The organism is Spongiimicrobium sp. 3-5 (assembly GCF_046557915.1).
Taxonomy (GTDB): Bacteria; Bacteroidota; Bacteroidia; order Flavobacteriales; family Flavobacteriaceae; genus JBHEBG01.
Genome location: NZ_JBHEBG010000001.1, coordinates 1,842,923 through 1,860,419 on the forward strand (window position 1 = coordinate 1,842,923; position 17,497 = coordinate 1,860,419).

Sequence of the window (17,497 nt, forward strand, 5' to 3'; positions counted from 1 at the left end):
CTTAAATAAGGTTTACATCGGTGATAATTTCCAAAACGGCAGCAGCGGGTTGTTTAAACAATTCGTCCATTGCAGCATTTAGTTCACTTTCATCGGAAACCCTTTTTCCCCACGCACCGCAAGAGTTTGCGTATTCTGCAAAATTTGGGTTGGACAAGGTTGTTTGCCAAACGTCAAATTCCCCGGCGCGCTGTTCTTTTGATATTTTTCCCAACTCGTGATTATTAAGTACGATCAATTTTATGGGCATATTGTATTTTACAAGAGTGGTTATTTCCGCCAAATATTGGCAAAGGCCTCCATCTCCGGCTACTGCCACAACGGGTCTTGTGTTGCCCACTGCCGCCCATGCACCAATAGAGGCTGGAAGCGCAAACCCAATGGATCCCAGATAGCCAGACATTAGAAAATCTTGTTCTTTTGGTTCAAAATACCGGCCAAAAGAGTATGCATTGTTACCAACATCTACGCACATTACGGCATTTTTGGGTGCCAGTTTGTTCATGCTCTCAAAAACTGCAATAGAACTTACACCCTTATCGGAAGTTTCGGTAAGACGCTTTTCTTTTTCTTTTTTCCAGATGGCCCATCTTTCGGCAATTTCCGTTTTTTGATCTAAAGTTTCTGTTTTGCCCGCCAAGGCTTCCGTAAAGATTTCCAGGGTACGCGATATTTCTCCCCAAACCGCAACGTCTACCTCATGGAACTTGCTTAGTGCCAGTGGATCAAAATCTACCTGTATTGTGGGTTTTTTAGGCGTAATGCCCGTGTGATTGGAAAATGAGGCTCCGAAGACAACTAGCAAATCTGCTTCGTTCATAAACCAAGAGGCAATAGGGGTACCACTTCTTCCCAATACTCCACACCCTAGGGGGTGATTGTCTGCAATAAGGCCTTTTCCTTTAAAAGTGGTTACCACTGCTGCATTTAAGGATTCGGCAAATGCTACTATTTTCTCTTTATGGTTACGTGCTCCGTGTCCCATAACTATAACGGGTCTTTTCGAACTCCGAAGCAAGTCTATTGCTTTATTGGCCATTTCTTCGGGAGGAGCAATTTGTAGGGGTGTTATTCTATTGGTAGGAAACTGTGCCTTGGCATTAGGTTTTGCCCTTAACTCTTGTATTTCATCAGGAAACGTAAGATGCGAGACATCGCGTCTTAGAAGGGCATTTTTAATTGCCAAGGACATTAGTTCGGCATGCTTGCTATCACTTTGAACCCTTTGGTTAAATTCGGCCACTGTATTGAATGCCTGAACCAGATCTACTTCTTGAAAGTTACCGGTTCCAACAACTTGGGTAGCCACTTGTCCTGTGAGCGCTAAAAATGGAGCCCTGTCTACCTTGGCGTCCCACATACCGGTATATAGATTGGTAGCACCGGGCCCAGCGATAGTAAAACATGCTGCTGGTCTACCTGTTAACTTACCGTATGCGGAAGCCGCAAAAGCTGCAGCTCCTTCGTGTCTAATACCATAAAAATTAAGATTTCCCTTTTCTTCTTGTCGTTTCATGGCATCGGCAAAGCCTAAGTTGGAATGCCCCACCATTCCAAATACTTTGGTTACGCCCCAATTTATCATGGTTTCTACCATAATATCGGATACCGTAGGTTGATGTGCTTCCTCATCTTCTACCCCTACTAGGATGGAACCATTTTCCTCTTTGGTAGGAAAGGTCTGTACCCCATCATCATAACCGCCAGGCGGAAGTCCGGTACAGGGGTCAAAATCCCAACCGTGCCATGGGCAACGCAGCAATCCATTCTCAATGGAGCCTTCTCCCAACGGTCCTCCCTGATGTGGACATTTGTTATCCAAAGCAGAAAATTTCCCTTTAAAATGGGTTAAACAAATACCTTTATGGTTTACAGTTACGGTTTTGACCCTTCCTTCGGGTAAATCTTTTTTGTTGGTCAGAACTTTATGCCAGATGATATCTTTTTTAGCGGTCATTTCCCATCGTATTTTAGTGTTAGCATTTATTATTGAATTGGTCTTGTCTTAACTTCACGGCTTTGAAAGAGTATATAACAAGTAGTGCAAGGCCAATTAATGCCCAGCAAATACCGCCTATGGTTATGTAAATAAAGGAGTTATTATGGCCGCCAACGCTTTGCATTATCCCAGAAACCAAACCAGAGACTAGCAGAAACCCTACCGAACTGTATAAAAATACCATGGCGCTATTCAATAATTTTAGTTGCCTCAGTTTTTTTTCCATCAAAATTTGGGTAGTAGTAGTATCGGCAATGAGCATTCTCATTTCATTGCTTAGAGCAACCATTAAATTGGAGGTAGACAGTATAAGTAAGCCTATGCCCGGTATTATGGTAATGGGTATGTACCAGTTTTCCATAGTTTTCAGCGCTTATAAGCCATTAAGGCCTCTTCCAAAAATAACAAGGCTGCGTTTCTATCCGTACCGGTAGCAGGCAAAATAGCACCTTTAAATCCATTGTTGTGCCATGCACCAGTGGTCAGTGGGGTTAGCTTTGTTGTTTCCAAGGCATCGTGCCCATGATACCCACTGATATAGAAATAGTAGTCATTTACCAAGGAATCCGGAATAGCGAGTCCTAATCCAATAGAGAGCTTGTCACTATCCTTAAACTCAATAAAAGCACCTGTATCAAAATGATGGGACCATATTCTTATTTCGGAGATCAAACCATGTTTTTCAAGAAAGGATTCCAATACCAATTGGGCCAAAATCCGGTAATGCATTAATTCTTTAAGCCTATTTACATTATGCAACTTAAAGGTAAAATCGTCGGTTATTTGATAGGGCAGCTCATAATGGAATGCATACGAATAGGGTTTACTAATTTTGGCATCTTGCGTCTGTTGTTTTATCCAGTTTAGCACTTCGGTATGGCGACTACCATCCAATCTATAAGATTCTATAAGATTGGGCGTGTTCCAGGCTAAAGTAAAATTGTTGTAGTTAAGGGACAGTGTATTCCCTGCTTCATTCAGAGGTCTAGAAAACATAGCTCCGCTCTCTATGGAAAATCCAAGGTTGGTGTGACTATCGTCTGCCTTTTTTTCTACAAAACTTATTCCGGCCGCTGCTAGATACTGCGCTGCCAAATGCATTTGGGTGGTCATGTTGTTTATCATATTCTTTTTTAATTATCTACTCCGTATGGTCTTTCTTCAATGGCGATTTTAACAATGGTAGAATTACGCCCACAGTAACAAATTCTGCCGAAAGTTTACCCGCAACGCCCTTAAATTCTGCAAATACATACAAATTATGAAGGTTGTAATGGGCGCCAAATCCATAATTGAGTCCAAGCCCATTTTCCTTTTCTTCTTCTTCTTCTTCTTGCAAAGCTACTAGACGCTCCTTTTCTTCTGTATAGTTAACTCCTGTTAAAGGATACACTCCCAATTTATGAGTGAGTTCAAAAATATAATGCGCGTTCAGGTTAAGATCTAGAATTTTAAGTTCGTTTTCATCGTCTATTTCTTGATAGGGAAACAATGTAATTTCTGGCCCAAAACAAAAGTGATCATTTACCCCAAAATACAGGCGTGCATTGGCACCAAAAATACTGTTGTCTATTTCCGAGGATGGGGCCGCCCCCAACATCCATCCTTGTTGCGCTTGCCCATGATAGAAATTCCCAAAACCGAATAATCCAAAAGTTACGATTATAAATTTAAAGTATCCCTTTACGGTAGTCATCATTATCTTTTGTGCTCCGGACTGCTAAAACCAGCCTTACATCCTGCATCCCACTCGTCTGGAAGGTTTCCATGTGCCGGCACACCGCCGTTGTCTTTAAGCATGCGAGCCAAGTGCAAACAGTTCCATACCAAGAAGGTGGTATTTCTGTTTGTAAAATCGTTTTCCGGTCCCCCAGAGCCCTCATCCCTATATGATGGCCCAGGTCCGGCCTCGCCCATCCAACCTGCATCTGCTTGTGGGGGCACCGTATAACCAATGTGGGAAAGAGAAAAGAGAATGTTCATTGCGCAGTGTTTTACCCCATCTTCATTTCCTGTGATCAATGTGGCCCCTACTTTTCCGTAATCTCTATATTGTCCTTTATCATTGAATTTATGGGTGTAGCCATACATACGTTCCAATACCCGGTTACAGACGGACGATTTTTCACCCAACCAAACGGAGGTACATAAAATTAAAATATCACATGCATCTACTTCTTTTTGGAGCATGGGCCAATCGTCTTTTTCCCATTCTGGGGTTTGCGACATGTCCAACCCCAGACCAGCAGGGATTACATAATCCACAGGTCTAATGACCTTAGTACTGGCCCCATTTGCCTCAAAGATGTTTTTGGCAATATCAATTAACCCTTCCGTATGCGATAAGACAGGTGTTCTGTTTAATGTGCAATTTAAAAAGAGGACTTTAAGGTCGTTATATTTTGCTGGTGGTAAGGAACATTGATGTTCCGTCATTTTCTTTAGTTGTTCTGACATAGTATGATATTTAATTATTATTAAGGTTTATATGTTTTGTGCTTTATATTCAATGGAAACCTTTTAAAGGCAGTTAAACCTAAAACTAGTAGGAACGATGAATGGCACGGGGGAACTCCAGGGTATAATTTGACCTGTTTTGGTATACCCAGAAACCGTGTTGCGATTAAGCCAAAGTGGTTTAGGATTTCTGTAATTTTAGCTGGTGCGATCATTGTTTACCCTTAATTTGACGCAAGCGTTTGTAAATACTTTCATTATAAGTGTTTAAGTACTGTAAGAGCGCTTTAGTACCCAACGGATTTTGAGATAACTGCACGGTTTACATACTTTTAGGTATTGAAATATATTTGCTATCATATGTTAGGGTACCAAATTTTCTTAAACTACTTAAGGTATTGCTCACCGTTTGTCTGGATGTATTTGTTAAGTGTGCAATATCCTTATGGGATAGTAAGTTCCTTGCGCGAATCTCACCGTTTGCCATTTCCCCGAATTCTTGAACATAGTCCATAACAAAATCCTCTATGCGCGATGCACTGTCTCTGTAAAGCAAGTTTTCTAACCGGCGTTCCAATTTTTTAATTCGAATGCCATATACCTTAAGTACTCCATTTTTAAGCGATTTGTGCTTCTCCATTAGCTCTTCCATTGTATCTGCTTCTATATAGCAAACTACACAATCTTCTAACGCAAATGCCTGTTCTTCCAATGCAGCTTTTTCATCGTATAAAGAAAGTTCCCCGAAAATGTTTCCTTTTTTTACAACGTATTTTACAGTGTCGGACTTGGTATCGACAATCTTCACTGTACCTGTCTTAAGAAAAAAGATGCAGCGTTTACTTCGGTTTCCCAAAGCAATTACTTCTCCTTTGTTTACATATTGCATCTCCAATATTTTGCAAAGCTGCATCATGGTGGGCATGCCTAATTTACGAAAGAGATTAAAACCTTCTAAAAACCAGTATTTGGTGAGTGTACTCAATGTAGATTACTTTAGTTAGTGGAGCAAGACAACTAAAAGTAAGCAATTTTAACATATTCTGTTTGGGGGAAGTTTAAGCATGTTACTTTAGGCGACAATTGGCGAGTTTTATATAGGGTTTATGTAAGATTTACCTAACCATGCCCAATAAATAAAATGGCATGCCTAGGTACTCCAACAAGTGGAAAAATAACTTAGATAATCAAAGAGAGGTATTAAAAAAGGGCCTATTGAAGGCCCTTCCCTTATTCTGCAAATACTAGTTTTCCTTTTGTTTCTTTTTCTTTGAACTCTTTTACCAACTCCAATGCATCTGGGATTACATCGCTGCACAAAATGATTAGGGATCCTGGTACCGCATTTTTAACCGCATAGGTAATGGCTTCTTTTTCGGAGGGAATTATGGTAGTTTTTTTATTGGGATCTTTCATTTTAATACCGTCATTCAGCATTTTGATCAATTCTTCTTCTGTTTTTCCACGCAGACGTTTGTCTTGTCTTATAATAATCTCATCGAACATTTCTGCGGCAATACTGCCCATTTCATTATTGTCTTCCAAACGGCGGTCCCCAATACCTGCTATGATACCCACTTTTACGGTGGCATCCAATTCGTCCGTGAATTTTTGGAGTGCACGCATGCCTGCCGGATTATGGGCGTAGTCTAGTAGAATGTTGAAATTTTTAAATTTAAATAGGTTTAACCTACCGGGAGTTTGGGATGCCGAAGGTATAAAGGTCTCCAATCCGGCCTTCATATCCTCTATACTAATACCCTGTATATTACCTGCCAATAGGGCCGGTAATACGTTTTGAATCATAAACTTGGCTTTTCCTCCATAGGTTAAAGGAATATCTTCTGCCTTCATAATACGCATTTTCCATTCCCCACGACATATGGTTACAAAACCGTTTTCATAAACGGCGGTAATACCACCTATGCGTTGCAAAGCTTTTATTCTTGGATTGTTCTCATCCATGGAAAACAACGCCACGTTACATTCTAATCCCCGTCGCATATCATATACCAAATCGTCATCGGCATTTAGAATTGCATGCCCGTCCGGGAGTACCGTTTCCGGAATAACACCTTTTACTTTGGCCAATTGTTCTACGGTATTTATACCCTTTAGGCCTAGGTGGTCCGCAGCCACGTTGGTTACAATCCCTATATCACATTTAGTAAAACCTAAGCCTGCACGTAACAAACCACCTCGTGCGCATTCCAAAACGGCGAAATTTACCGTTGGATCTTTAAGTACAAATTCCGTACTGGCCGGGCCCGTGCAATCACCGGTCATCAATAGCCTATTCTGAATATAAACACCATCACTGGTGGTGTATCCTACCCTATGGCCTACCATTTTTGCCATATGGGCAATTAACCGTGTTGTGGTAGTCTTTCCATTGGTACCCGTTATGGCAATAATAGGTATCCTTCCGTTTTTTCCCTTTGGAAACAACTTATCGATTACAGGAGCTGCAACGTTTCTGGGAAGCCCCTCCGTTGGGGCTAAATGCATCCGAAATCCTGGACCCGCATTTACCTCCAATACAGCTCCTCCGGTTTCTGTCAAAGGCTTGGTAATGTCCGTGGTCATTATATCTATACCGCAGATATCCAAATCTATAATTTTGGAAATGCGTTCGGCCATGGAAACGTTGGCCGGATGTACAATATCCGTAATGTCCTCCGCAGTACCTCCTGTACTTAAATTGGCGGTATCTTTTAGGATAAGCATTTCGTCTTTGGCTATAATGGTATCCACAGTGTACCCTTTAGCTTTTATAATACTTTTTGTGAGGTCGTTTACGGTAATTTGGGTTAAAACCTTTTCATGACCATATCCTCGGCGAGGGTCTTCGTTTACTTTATCAATCAATTCTTGGATGGTAGACTTACCATCTCCAATGACATGCGCTGGGGTACGTTTTGCACCTGCCACCAATCTGTTGTTGATTACGAGCAATCTGTAATCTTCTCCTATGATATACTTTTCTACAATTACCGCACTAGAAACTTCTTTTGCGGCATGAAAGGCCTCTAAGGCATCCTCATAGCTGTTAATGTCTACAGTAATACCCCTTCCATGGTTTCCACCCACCGGTTTAATCACCAGGGGAAAGCCAACATACCTACAAGCTTCTTTTAAACTACGTTCCCTTCGGATTATATCGCCCCTAGGTACTTCCACTTCGGCTTGCTCCAAAAGGTATTTCGTATCCTCTTTATCGCATGCTAGTTCTACACCAATGCTACTTGTTTCACTGGTAACTGTGGCCTGTATGCGCTTCTGATTAGCTCCATATCCTAATTGGCACAGAGAGTATTTGTTTAAACGTATCCAAGGAATGCCCCTGGCTTCCGCCTCTTCCACAATAGAACCCGTGCTTGGTCCTAAACGTTCATCTTCCCGTATTTCTCGCATTTGCTGTATATCATCGGAAATGTCATAATCCTCTCCTTTAATTAAGGCCTCACATATCCTTACTGCCGACTCTGCCGCAAACCTGCCCACTTTTTCTTCCATATAGGCAAATACTACGTTGTACACTCCGGTTTCGCCATAACCCCGTGTTCTTCCAAACCCTACGTCCATACCTGCCAAGGTCTGTATTTCCAAAGCAATATGCTCAATTATATGACCCATCCATGTGCCTTCCTCCACCCTTTGAAAAAAACCACCGGCAGTACCTACGGAACATCGGTGTTCGTACATAGTGGGAAACATGGCCTCCAAGCGTTCTTTAAAACCATCAATTTTATTGGAGGGGTATTCTTCCATTTCTTGAAGATCCAAAACCATTACAATAAGTTTATGACGGCGTACAGACCAATAATTGGGCCCCCTCATGGCATTAATGCTTAGTATTTTCATGTTGATAGTTTTAAGTGGTTTAGGCGAAAGAATATAAATATATGCATTTTTCAATGAAAATTTTAGTTTATTTTTGCTCGATAGAAATCGCGCTAAATGAACTAAATGCAGATGAAAAAAGGAACATTGATTCCGATAGGAGGTAATGAGGATAAAGGTACTGGAGAACATGAAATCCATACGTTGGACTTTATTTGTGAGGGTATTTTATCGCGTGTAGTATCGGAATCGGGTGGGGTAGATGCCAAAATTGTAGTAATCCCCACGGCATCGAGCATTCCAAAAGAAGTAGGAAGGAATTATTTGGAGGCGTTTGCCAAATTGGGATGCAAGTATGTTGAGGTTTTGGATATAAGAAGTACAAAAGATGCCGAGAAGGCCTCTGCCATTGACCTCATTAAAGATGCCAATTGCATAATGTTTTCTGGAGGTAACCAGAAAAAGATCACAGATAAAATAGGCGGAACCCTGATTCATAAGATTATGATGGATCGCTATGAAAGCGAAACAGGTTTTGTTATTGCGGGTACCAGTGCAGGTGCTATGGCTATGTCCGAAGAAATGATTTCTGGCGGCAGTAGCACAGAAGCTTTTATAAAAGGTGCTGTTCGTATGTACAAAGGCTTAGGACTTATTCCCGAGCTTATCTTTGATACGCATTTTATACAAAGAGGCAGGTTTGGAAGGCAGTCCGAAGCCGTGGCCAAGTTTCCAAATCTCTTGGGGATAGGGTTAGCCGAAGACACAGGATTGGTCATAAAAAATGGTAAGGAATTTGAAGTGATCGGTTCTGGGATGATCATTGTTTTTGACCCGCAAAAACTATCCCACAACAATGAAAAGATATTGAAAGAGGGTACTCCCATGACCATGACCAATTTAACCGTACACGTCCTCTCTAATGGGGATCGTTTTAATATTGCCACTAGGGAAGTTAAGGTATTGCCTATTGAATCTCCTTTCGTTTAACCCCTAACCGTAAATTGAAATTTGTTCCGTACCGGAAGAAGTTTTCAATGCCCTGTACATACCTTCCGTATTAAAGGGCATAGCAATATTGGCCTTGGCGTCCACGGCAATTAACCCGCCATCGCCACCAATTTGCAATAAACGCTTGTGTATTACTTCGTTGCAGGCTTCTTCCAGGGACATGGATTTGTGCTCAATTAAACAGGCTGCATCGTAAGCCACAACACCCCTTATGAAATATTCACCACTGCCTGTACAAGATACGGCACAAGTACTATTGTTGGCATAATTGCCAACACCGATCATAGGACTATCTCCTACCCGCCCATAGCGTTTGTTGGTCATTCCACCTGTTGAGGTAGCAGCCGCAACATCGCCATGTATATCGCAGGCAACAGCCCCCACGGTTCCAAATTTTGAATCTTTCTTAAGGGAGTGATCTAGTTGAAAAGCATCGGTATCTTTTATCTCTAACCATTGTTGATGACGTAATTCGTCATAGAAATAACGATCATCTTCAAGTGTGTAGTTTAACTCTTTGGCAAATTGCATAGCACCTGCACCGGCCAAAAAAACATGTTCGCTATTTTCCATAACGTCCCTAGCTAGGCTAACAGGATTCTTTATTCCAGAAATTAGGGATACGGCCCCTGCGTTGAGCGTTTTCCCATCCATAATGGCGGCATCCATCTCATGGCCCCCTTCCGCTGTAAATACACTCCCCTTGCCGGCATTAAACAAAGGGGAATCCTCTAGCGCCATAACTGCCTGTGCAACCGCCTCAATGGCGGTTCCTTTATCTTCCAGAACATTATAACCCTTGTCTAATGCAATTTGAAGAGCATTCTTGTACGCAAGTTCTTTTTCTGGCGTCATCATTCCCTTTAGCAAGGTGCCTGCACCTCCATGAATGGCAATAGAAAATGGTTTCATGTATTATTGTTTATTATCTTCTGATACTACTTTGGCATGGGATTTCCTTAAAACCGACCTTATAATTATTTGGGCGTGTATACGGGAATTTTCTATAAACCATTTGTGGGTTTCCATACCTCCACAGATAACTCCGGCCAGATAAAGTCCCTCAACATTGGTTTCCATGGAATCGGGGTCATAGGTAGGAAGTTTTTTATCATCTTTGGAAAGGGTTATTCCCAACTTTTCCAAAAATTCGAAGTTCGGCATATATCCTGTGAGGGCCAGTACAAAGTCGTTTTCGATATTCAATGTGCCTTCCGGGGTAGATAATGTTATCTCGTTCTCTGTTATTTTGGTTGCCGTAGTATTATAGTACGCCTTTATACTGCCTTCATTTATCCTATTGATAATATCTGGCCTCACCCAATATTTTACTCTTTTGCCTACTTCCGGACCTCTGATGATCAGCGTTACATCGGCACCCTTGCGATAGCATTCCAATGCCGCATCCACAGCCGAATTACTAGCACCGATAACGGCCAATTTTTGACTTGCATAAAAGTGGGGATCCTTATAGTAGTGCGAAACTTTTGGTAGGTTTTCCCCGGGAATGCCCAGTTTGTTGGGAAGATCGTAAAAACCTGTTGCAATGATGATATTGGTAGCCTGGTAGGCGCCCTTGTCGGAAACGATGCTAAAACCATTTTCGGATTTACTCAATTCCATCACTTTTTCAAAAAGACGGATGTTAAGTTTATTGGAAGTAACAATTCTTCTATAATATTCCAAGGCCTCATTTCTCTTTGGTTTTGCCTCCTTGCTGATAAAAGGAATATCATCTATTTCGAGTTTTTCCGAAGAAGAGAAAAACTGCATATTTATAGGGTAGTTAAAGAGCGAATTTACTATAGGCCCCTTTTCTATAATTACATAGGTTAATCCCTTTTTTTTAGCTTCAAGACCGCATGCAATACCTATTGGCCCACCACCTACGATCAAAATATCAAATGCTTTCATGAAATTACGTTCTGTATCTACCTGCTCTCCTAATAATTAGCTCACAAAGCTATACAATTTATATCAGATTAATAACCGAAAAAAACTACAATAATGCGCCTACAGGCCTTATGCAGGTTTGCTATGATATAAGTCATTCTTTTTATGTCCAAACAGCGAGATCTTTAAGATATAATTTTAAAATTGATAATTATGAGTGTAAGACAAAGAGTACCGGTTGCTTCTATAATGAGTACCAATTTGGTTTCGTTAAATGCGGCAGATGGTCTAGACAGGGCAGAAAAGTTATTCAAAGAGCATAAAATAAGGCACATTCCGGTAACAGACGGGGATAAGATCATCGGAATGCTTAGTCTCACCGATTTGCTAAGGATAAGTTTTGCCGACGGAGCTTATGAGGATGAACAAACTGTGGAGACCGTTGTTTACAATATGTTTACCATTCCGCAGGTAATGGCCAAAAGTTTGGAACGTGTTTCCCCGGAGACGACCATTAAAGAAGTGGCCGAGATTTTGGCAAAACGAGAATATCATGCACTTCCGGTGGTTGAAGATGAAAAATTGGTAGGTATTGTTACAACTACGGATCTAATTAGGTATCTTTTAGATCAGTACTAACTATTTGCGATCTGTGAAATATCGGCAATTGTGGCCGTGGGATTTTGTGATTTAAAGACGAAGCTCCCGGCCACTAGTACGTCTGCTCCGGCCGTAACCAACTGTTTGGCATTGCCGTCATTGACACCCCCGTCTATTTCTATAAGCGTATTGGATTTCTTTTTGGTAATCAGGGCTTTTAAGTCTTTTACCTTGTCATAAGTGTTCTGGATAAAGGACTGACCTCCAAACCCAGGGTTAACGCTCATTATACATACCAAATCGATATCGTTTATGGTATCCTCCAAGAGGTTAATGTTGGTATGCGGGTTTAAGGCAACCCCTGCATGCATACCTTCGGCTTTTATGGCCTGTAGTGTTCTATGCAAATGGGTACAGGCCTCGTAATGTACGGTTAGGGTATGGGCTCCCATATCTGCAAATGTTTTGATATATCGGTCAGGATCCACAATCATAAGATGCACATCTAACGGTTTTTTGGCGTGTTTGGCAATGGCCTTAAGTACGGGCATGCCAAAGGATATATTGGGTACAAAAACACCATCCATGATATCGATATGGTGCCATTCTGCTTTACTGTTGTTTACCATTTCCACGTCGCGTTGCAAGTTGGCGAAGTCTGCTGCCAATAGGGATGGTGCGATAATTTTTTTATTCATTTTTAAGGAGATAATGCGGTTTTAGACAAAAGTAGTGAAATGTAGCGGTATCCATAAATGAAAAACTCCGGTAATCAGCCGGAGTTTATTCATCAATCAAAAAACGAACAGTCATGATAAACTGTTGTTATGTTTCACAAATTACAATATTTATGCCAAAAAAACAATATTGTAAACTTGACAGTGTAATTCGTGTTTGGGACCAATAAGTATTGGTATTACCCCAAATAGGTCTTTAATATCTTACTTCTAGACGTATGTTTTAGTCTTCGGATCGCCTTTTCCTTGATCTGGCGAACCCTTTCCCTTGTTAAGTCGAATGTTTCGCCAATTTCTTCCAAGGTCATGGAATGTTGCCCTGCCAAACCAAAGTAAAGTCTAATAACATCGGCTTCCCTTGGTGTTAAGGTTTCCAAAGCACGTTCAATTTCTGTTCGTAGGGATTCGTGTAACAATTCCCTATCCGGATTTGGAGATTCCCCACTACGTAAAACATCGTAAAGGTTGGAATCTTCGCCATCTATCAATGGTGCATCCATAGATACATGTCTTCCGGAATTTTTTAAGGATTGCTTTACATCCTCAACGGTCATATCCAATTCCTTGGCAATTTCCTCGGCAGACGGAATACGTTCGTGCGCCTGCTCCAGGAAGGCAAAGGTCTTGTTTATTTTGTTTATAGATCCAATTTTGTTTAAAGGCAAGCGAACGATTCGTGATTGCTCGGCAAGTGCCTGTAAAATAGATTGACGAATCCACCATACGGCATAGGAGATAAATTTAAATCCCCTAGTTTCATCAAAACGTTGCGCAGCTTTAATCAACCCCAAGTTTCCTTCGTTGATCAAATCTGGCAATGTAAGTCCTTGGTTTTGGTACTGTTTAGCAACCGATACCACAAATCTAAGGTTGGCTTTTGTAAGTTTTTCAAGAGCGATCTGGTCGCCTGCCTTGATACGTTGTGCCAACTCTACTTCTTCATCTGCGGTAATAAGGTCTACTTTGCCTATTTCTTGCAAGTACTTGTCCAAAGATGCGGTTTCCCTATTGGTAACCTGTTTTGTTATTTTTAGCTGCCTCATTAAATATTCCTTTCTAGATTAAGTTCATTATGCATGGACTGCAATTAGTTATACGTAAAAAAGCTAGAAAAGTTACATTTAGGTTACAAAAATTTGATTTTTTGGTTAAAATGCACTAAAAAAGCCCTCAAATGGTATTATGAGGGCTTCTCTTATATGCAAAGTGTTAAATTAGGGATTTTAGTCCCTACGTGGCTTACGATCTCTATTTCTATCGTTTCTTCCACGATCGCGGTTATCGCGTGGTGGTCTTTCCTTGAATCCTTCTGGTTTTGGCAATAAGGCCTTGCGGGATACTTTTTCTTTTCTGGTCCTTGGATCTACACCGAAGTACTTCACGTCAAAGACATCGCCCATGTTAACTACATCGGTAACATTTTCCGTACGTTCCCAAGCCAATTCGGAAACGTGTAGTAGCACTTCATTGCCAGGAGCTTCAACATATTCCACTACCGCACCAAAATCCAATATTTTAATCACCTTAACCTCATAGGCACTGCCTACATCTGGTTTAAAGGTAATGGAATCTATCTTTGCCAATACAGCGTCAATACCTTCTTGATCGGTTCCTAAAATCTCAACTAGGCCTTCTTCTGTAACCGGATCTTCATTGATTACTATGGTGGTGCCCGTGGTTTTCTGTAATTCTTGAATCACTTTACCGCCAGGACCAATAAGAGCACCGATATATTCACCAGGAATGGTAGCTGTTACCATTTTAGGTGCATGTGCCTTAACGTCGGCATTTGGTTTTTCAATGGTATCGGTAAGTTTGCCCAGAATATGCAAACGTCCGGCTTGGGCTTGCTTTAAGGCATTTACCAAAATTTCGTAAGAAAGCCCCTTTACCTTAATATCCATCTGACATGCGGTAATACCGTCGGCAGTACCGGTTACTTTAAAGTCCATGTCACCTAGATGATCTTCATCTCCTAAAATATCCGATAATACTGCGTATTTTCCGGTTTCAGCATCGGAGATCAACCCCATAGCAATTCCAGAAACGGGTTTCTTTAGTTGTACCCCGGCATCCATAAGTGCCATAGTTCCGGAACATACTGTAGCCATTGAGGAAGAACCGTTAGATTCTAAAACTTCCGAAACTACACGTACGGTATACGGACAATCTTCGGGAATCATTCCTTTTAAGGCCCTTTGCGCCAGGTTTCCGTGCCCTACTTCCCTTCTAGAGGTACCACGTATGGGTCTTGCCTCACCTGTGGAGAAAGGAGGAAAGTTGTAATGTAGGTAAAAAGTCTCTTCACCCTCAAAAGACGGCATATCTATTTGGTTGGCCTCCCTAGATGTTCCTAAGGTTACCGTAGCCAATGCTTGGGTTTCACCTCTGGTAAATATAGCAGAGCCATGAGTGGAAGGCAAATAATCTATTTCGCACCATATAGGACGTATCTCATCTGTTTTTCTACCATCCAATCGCAATCCTTCATTTAAGGTAAGATCCCTAACCGCCGCTTTTTCTGCTTTATTATAGTATTTGGAGATCAAATCGCCAAAATCTTCCAATTCTTCCTCGGAAAAACTTGTCTTTATCTCTTCTTTTATTTCGGAAAAGGCAGTACTTCTTTCGTGTTTGGCAGAACCGGCTTTGGCAATGGCGTATACTTTATCATAAGCCATTTCATGGATTTTTTGGGCCAATGCCTCTTCTTCCCTTTCACCTTCGTACTCACGAACCTCTTTTTTTCCAAAGGCTTCCGCTAATTTTATTTGGGCGGCACATTGTACTTTAACGGCTTCATGGGCAAATTTAATGGCCTCAACCATTTCTTCTTCCGAAATTTCACCCATTTCTCCCTCTACCATCATCACGGAATCCATAGATGCACCGATTACCATATCGATATCGGAGTCGGCCAATTGAGCTCTGGTTGGGTTAATAATAAATTTCCCATCTATTCTACCCACTCTTACTTCCGAAATTGCGCATTCAAATGGAAAATCGGAAAGTTGTATGGCTGCAGATGCTGCCAGTCCGGCCATAGCATCTGGCATTACATCCTCGTCATGGGACATTAATTGGATCATCACTTGGGTTTCCGAATGATAATCTTTTGGGAAAAGCGGACGCAATACACGGTCCACCAAACGCATGGTTAAAACTTCACCATCACTAGGACGCGCCTCTCTTTTGAAGAAACCTCCAGGATAACGGCCAGAAGCTGCAAATTTTTCTCGGTAATCTACCGTTAAGGGTAGAAAATCCAGGTCACTTTGTTTGTAATTGGAAACTACAGTACATAGTAGCATACATTTTCCGGATTGCACAACAACAGAACCATGGGCCTGTTTTGCCAATTTTCCGGTTTCGATAGAGATTTCCCTACCATCACCGAGGTCTATGACCTCTTTAAAAACTTTTGGAATCATAAATTTTAATTAAAGCCATTTTAGGCTTGTTAAACAATGGTCTTCCGACATACTGGTCGGATTGTGTTGTGTTGTTGTGTGGACCAATGAAAAACTATGTGCAAGCTTTTTGTGTTTGCCCCAAAACCTAATTGGGGACTTTGAATGGTAACTTAAAAAAAGGGGGAAGCTAAGCTTCCCCCAACGAATTATTTTCGTATTCCCAATTCCTTTATAATTGCCCGGTATCGAGTAATATCTTTTTTCTTTAAATAATCTAAAAGACTTTTTCTTTTTCCCACCAGTTTAACCAGTGAACGTTCTGTATTAAAATCTTTACGGTTTTTCTTTAAGTGCTCCGTTAAATGGTTGATACGATGTGTAAACAAAGCTATCTGTCCTTCTGCGGAACCTGTGTTTTTTTCTTCACCGCCGTGTTTCTTAAAAATTTTGGCCTTTACTTCTTTTGTTAAATACATTCCAATATTAGTTTAATGATTTTTATGTATTTGATTGATTTTCAATCAGGCCGCAAAGATAGAAATATTTTTATAATCTAAACCCAAACAACACTTTTTTATAATTCGATTAAACTTTTTCCACTAACCATGGTCTCACTACTAAACTTTAAATGATTGTATTATGAAAAAAAGTCTCAAAACCAGAAACATTACTGTGCTCTTGCTAACAACAATAATATTGTTTTTATCGTGTAGCAAGGAAGATACTACCGATGTTGGTACGGAAACAACAGCAGAAGAGGTAATCAGTGCCACGGAACTTAAAGTAAGCGACGAAGCCGAACTTATTTCTGAAGAAGTCACTACCATTGCCGAAGATGTGTACGAGGCCGATGAAATTTCAACAGTTTCCAAGGTGTTCTATAGATCGGGTTATCTTCCCGATTGTGCTATCGTAACTACCATACTGACCGATACCACTAAGGAAAAGACCATCGATTTTGGTGAAGGCTGCGAATTGCCCAATGGAAACATTTTAAGTGGGGTCATATTTTTAAGTTATGCCAAGGATATGGAAATGGCTACCAAGACTATTGCACTTTCATTGATCGATTTTACTTTTAACGGTGTGGCCGTGGAAGGGAACGCGTCTGTTGTAAGAACCAGGGAAAATACCAATGGCAATCCGCAGTCCGATGCCGTGGCTAGTTTTAGCGGATTGTGGCCAGATGATAGTACCGCTAGTTTTACCGGAAATAGAACCAGGGAATGGATAGCGGGTTATGGCTCCGGATTTTGGGGAGATAATGTATTCCTAATTTCCGGAATGGGTACTTATACTGGAAAACTGGGCAATGTGTTCAGTAAAGAGATCATTACCCCTTTACGGAAAGAAGCTGCGTGTAGGTTTATTGTAAGCGGGGTGTTGGAGATTTCTAGGAACGATGCCACGGCAAGCTTGGATTTTGGTGATGGCAGCTGCGATGCTACAGGAACCTTAACGCATCCGGATGGGACTACCTCGGAAGTCTTTTTAAGGCGATTTTTGAAGTAGGTAATACTAAAAATGAAAAGGCCCGCGATTCG

General features: G+C 41.2%; 16 protein-coding genes. 3 read left to right on the forward strand and 13 right to left on the reverse strand.

The annotated features are described in order from the left end of the window. Position 1 precedes the first annotated feature (1 nt). From ACEQ81_RS07865 to cphA, 7 genes are all read right to left on the reverse strand, one after another. On the reverse strand, positions 2–1,957 hold the full coding sequence (locus ACEQ81_RS07865; RefSeq protein WP_411030300.1) for a thiamine pyrophosphate-binding protein: 1,956 nt from the start codon (positions 1,955–1,957) through the stop codon (positions 2–4). Between the two features lie 19 nt (positions 1,958–1,976). Beyond that, positions 1,977–2,360, reverse strand: a complete 384-nt coding sequence (locus ACEQ81_RS07870) for a hypothetical protein (RefSeq protein ID WP_411030301.1) — start codon at positions 2,358–2,360, stop codon at positions 1,977–1,979. A 5-nt stretch (positions 2,361–2,365) separates the two neighbouring features. Continuing rightward, positions 2,366–3,124: a hypothetical protein gene (locus ACEQ81_RS07875; protein ID WP_411030302.1), complete on the reverse strand. Its 759-nt coding sequence runs from the start codon at positions 3,122–3,124 to the stop codon at positions 2,366–2,368. 16 nt (positions 3,125–3,140) lie between these two features. Then, positions 3,141–3,698: an outer membrane beta-barrel protein gene (locus tag ACEQ81_RS07880; protein WP_411030303.1), complete on the reverse strand. Its 558-nt coding sequence runs from the start codon at positions 3,696–3,698 to the stop codon at positions 3,141–3,143. Then, positions 3,698–4,456 (reverse strand): flavodoxin family protein, encoded by a 759-nt coding sequence (locus ACEQ81_RS07885; protein WP_411030304.1) that lies wholly within the window; start codon positions 4,454–4,456, stop codon positions 3,698–3,700. Before ACEQ81_RS07885 ends, ACEQ81_RS07880 begins: the two co-directional genes overlap by 1 nt. A 322-nt stretch (positions 4,457–4,778) precedes the next feature. Next, a complete protein-coding gene (locus ACEQ81_RS07890; protein WP_411030305.1) occupies positions 4,779–5,441 on the reverse strand; it encodes a Crp/Fnr family transcriptional regulator in 663 nt (220 codons plus the stop codon). Positions 5,442–5,686: 245 nt separating this feature from the next. After that, positions 5,687–8,320 carry a cyanophycin synthetase gene (gene cphA, locus ACEQ81_RS07895; protein ID WP_411030306.1) on the reverse strand — a complete coding sequence of 878 codons (2,634 nt, stop codon included), beginning with the start codon at positions 8,318–8,320 and terminating at the stop codon, positions 5,687–5,689. 105 nt (positions 8,321–8,425) lie between these two features. Here cphA and ACEQ81_RS07900 point away from each other — a divergent pair, with 105 nt between their 5' ends. Beyond that, on the forward strand, positions 8,426–9,289 hold the full coding sequence (locus ACEQ81_RS07900; protein WP_411030307.1) for a cyanophycinase: 864 nt from the start codon (positions 8,426–8,428) through the stop codon (positions 9,287–9,289). Between the two features lie 3 nt (positions 9,290–9,292). Here ACEQ81_RS07900 and ACEQ81_RS07905 read toward each other — a convergent pair whose 3' ends face one another. Together ACEQ81_RS07905 and ACEQ81_RS07910 are read right to left on the reverse strand one after the other, a co-directional pair. After that, positions 9,293–10,222, reverse strand: a complete 930-nt coding sequence (locus ACEQ81_RS07905; RefSeq protein WP_411030308.1) for an isoaspartyl peptidase/L-asparaginase family protein — start codon at positions 10,220–10,222, stop codon at positions 9,293–9,295. Between the two features lie 3 nt (positions 10,223–10,225). Further along, complete coding sequence (locus ACEQ81_RS07910; RefSeq protein WP_411030309.1) at positions 10,226–11,224, reverse strand: YpdA family putative bacillithiol disulfide reductase; 999 nt, start codon at positions 11,222–11,224, stop codon at positions 10,226–10,228. A 192-nt stretch (positions 11,225–11,416) separates the two neighbouring features. Between ACEQ81_RS07910 and ACEQ81_RS07915 the strand changes: the two genes are divergently transcribed. After that, complete coding sequence (locus tag ACEQ81_RS07915; protein ID WP_411030310.1) at positions 11,417–11,842, forward strand: CBS domain-containing protein; 426 nt, start codon at positions 11,417–11,419, stop codon at positions 11,840–11,842. Here the strand turns inward: ACEQ81_RS07915 and rpe are convergent. From rpe to rpsO, 4 genes are all read right to left on the reverse strand, one after another. Next, complete coding sequence (gene rpe, locus ACEQ81_RS07920) at positions 11,839–12,501, reverse strand: ribulose-phosphate 3-epimerase (RefSeq protein ID WP_411030311.1); 663 nt, start codon at positions 12,499–12,501, stop codon at positions 11,839–11,841. The genes ACEQ81_RS07915 and rpe overlap by 4 nt on opposite strands. 218 nt (positions 12,502–12,719) lie before the next feature. Next, a complete protein-coding gene (locus ACEQ81_RS07925; protein ID WP_047247652.1) occupies positions 12,720–13,583 on the reverse strand; it encodes an RNA polymerase sigma factor RpoD/SigA in 864 nt (287 codons plus the stop codon). Positions 13,584–13,763: 180 nt separating this feature from the next. Further along, positions 13,764–15,971, reverse strand: coding sequence for a polyribonucleotide nucleotidyltransferase (locus tag ACEQ81_RS07930; RefSeq protein WP_411030312.1), 2,208 nt, complete (start codon positions 15,969–15,971; stop codon positions 13,764–13,766). A 188-nt stretch (positions 15,972–16,159) separates the two neighbouring features. Then, positions 16,160–16,429, reverse strand: coding sequence for a 30S ribosomal protein S15 (gene rpsO / locus ACEQ81_RS07935; RefSeq protein ID WP_411030313.1), 270 nt, complete (start codon positions 16,427–16,429; stop codon positions 16,160–16,162). 163 nt (positions 16,430–16,592) lie between these two features. On the opposite strand from rpsO, the gene ACEQ81_RS07940 reads away from it, so the two are divergent. Beyond that, positions 16,593–17,465: a hypothetical protein gene (locus ACEQ81_RS07940; protein ID WP_411030314.1), complete on the forward strand. Its 873-nt coding sequence runs from the start codon at positions 16,593–16,595 to the stop codon at positions 17,463–17,465. The last annotated feature ends 32 nt before the right edge of the window (positions 17,466–17,497 follow it).

Coding starts and splice junctions, on each gene's coding strand:
- ACEQ81_RS07925 (WP_047247652.1), bottom strand. CDS start 13,583: ATGAGGCAGCTAAAAATAACAAAACAGGTTACCAATAGGGAAACCGCA.
- ACEQ81_RS07910 (WP_411030309.1), bottom strand. CDS start 11,224: ATGAAAGCATTTGATATTTTGATCGTAGGTGGTGGGCCAATAGGTATT.
- rpsO (WP_411030313.1), bottom strand. CDS start 16,429: ATGTATTTAACAAAAGAAGTAAAGGCCAAAATTTTTAAGAAACACGGC.
- ACEQ81_RS07885 (WP_411030304.1), bottom strand. CDS start 4,456: ATGTCAGAACAACTAAAGAAAATGACGGAACATCAATGTTCCTTACCA.
- ACEQ81_RS07865 (WP_411030300.1), bottom strand. CDS start 1,957: ATGACCGCTAAAAAAGATATCATCTGGCATAAAGTTCTGACCAACAAA.
- ACEQ81_RS07875 (WP_411030302.1), bottom strand. CDS start 3,124: ATGATAAACAACATGACCACCCAAATGCATTTGGCAGCGCAGTATCTA.
- ACEQ81_RS07915 (WP_411030310.1), top strand. CDS start 11,417: ATGAGTGTAAGACAAAGAGTACCGGTTGCTTCTATAATGAGTACCAAT.
- ACEQ81_RS07905 (WP_411030308.1), bottom strand. CDS start 10,222: ATGAAACCATTTTCTATTGCCATTCATGGAGGTGCAGGCACCTTGCTA.
- ACEQ81_RS07880 (WP_411030303.1), bottom strand. CDS start 3,698: ATGATGACTACCGTAAAGGGATACTTTAAATTTATAATCGTAACTTTT.
- ACEQ81_RS07900 (WP_411030307.1), top strand. CDS start 8,426: ATGCAGATGAAAAAAGGAACATTGATTCCGATAGGAGGTAATGAGGAT.
- ACEQ81_RS07870 (WP_411030301.1), bottom strand. CDS start 2,360: ATGGAAAACTGGTACATACCCATTACCATAATACCGGGCATAGGCTTA.
- rpe (WP_411030311.1), bottom strand. CDS start 12,501: ATGAATAAAAAAATTATCGCACCATCCCTATTGGCAGCAGACTTCGCC.
- ACEQ81_RS07930 (WP_411030312.1), bottom strand. CDS start 15,971: ATGATTCCAAAAGTTTTTAAAGAGGTCATAGACCTCGGTGATGGTAGG.
- ACEQ81_RS07940 (WP_411030314.1), top strand. CDS start 16,593: ATGAAAAAAAGTCTCAAAACCAGAAACATTACTGTGCTCTTGCTAACA.
- cphA (WP_411030306.1), bottom strand. CDS start 8,320: ATGAAAATACTAAGCATTAATGCCATGAGGGGGCCCAATTATTGGTCT.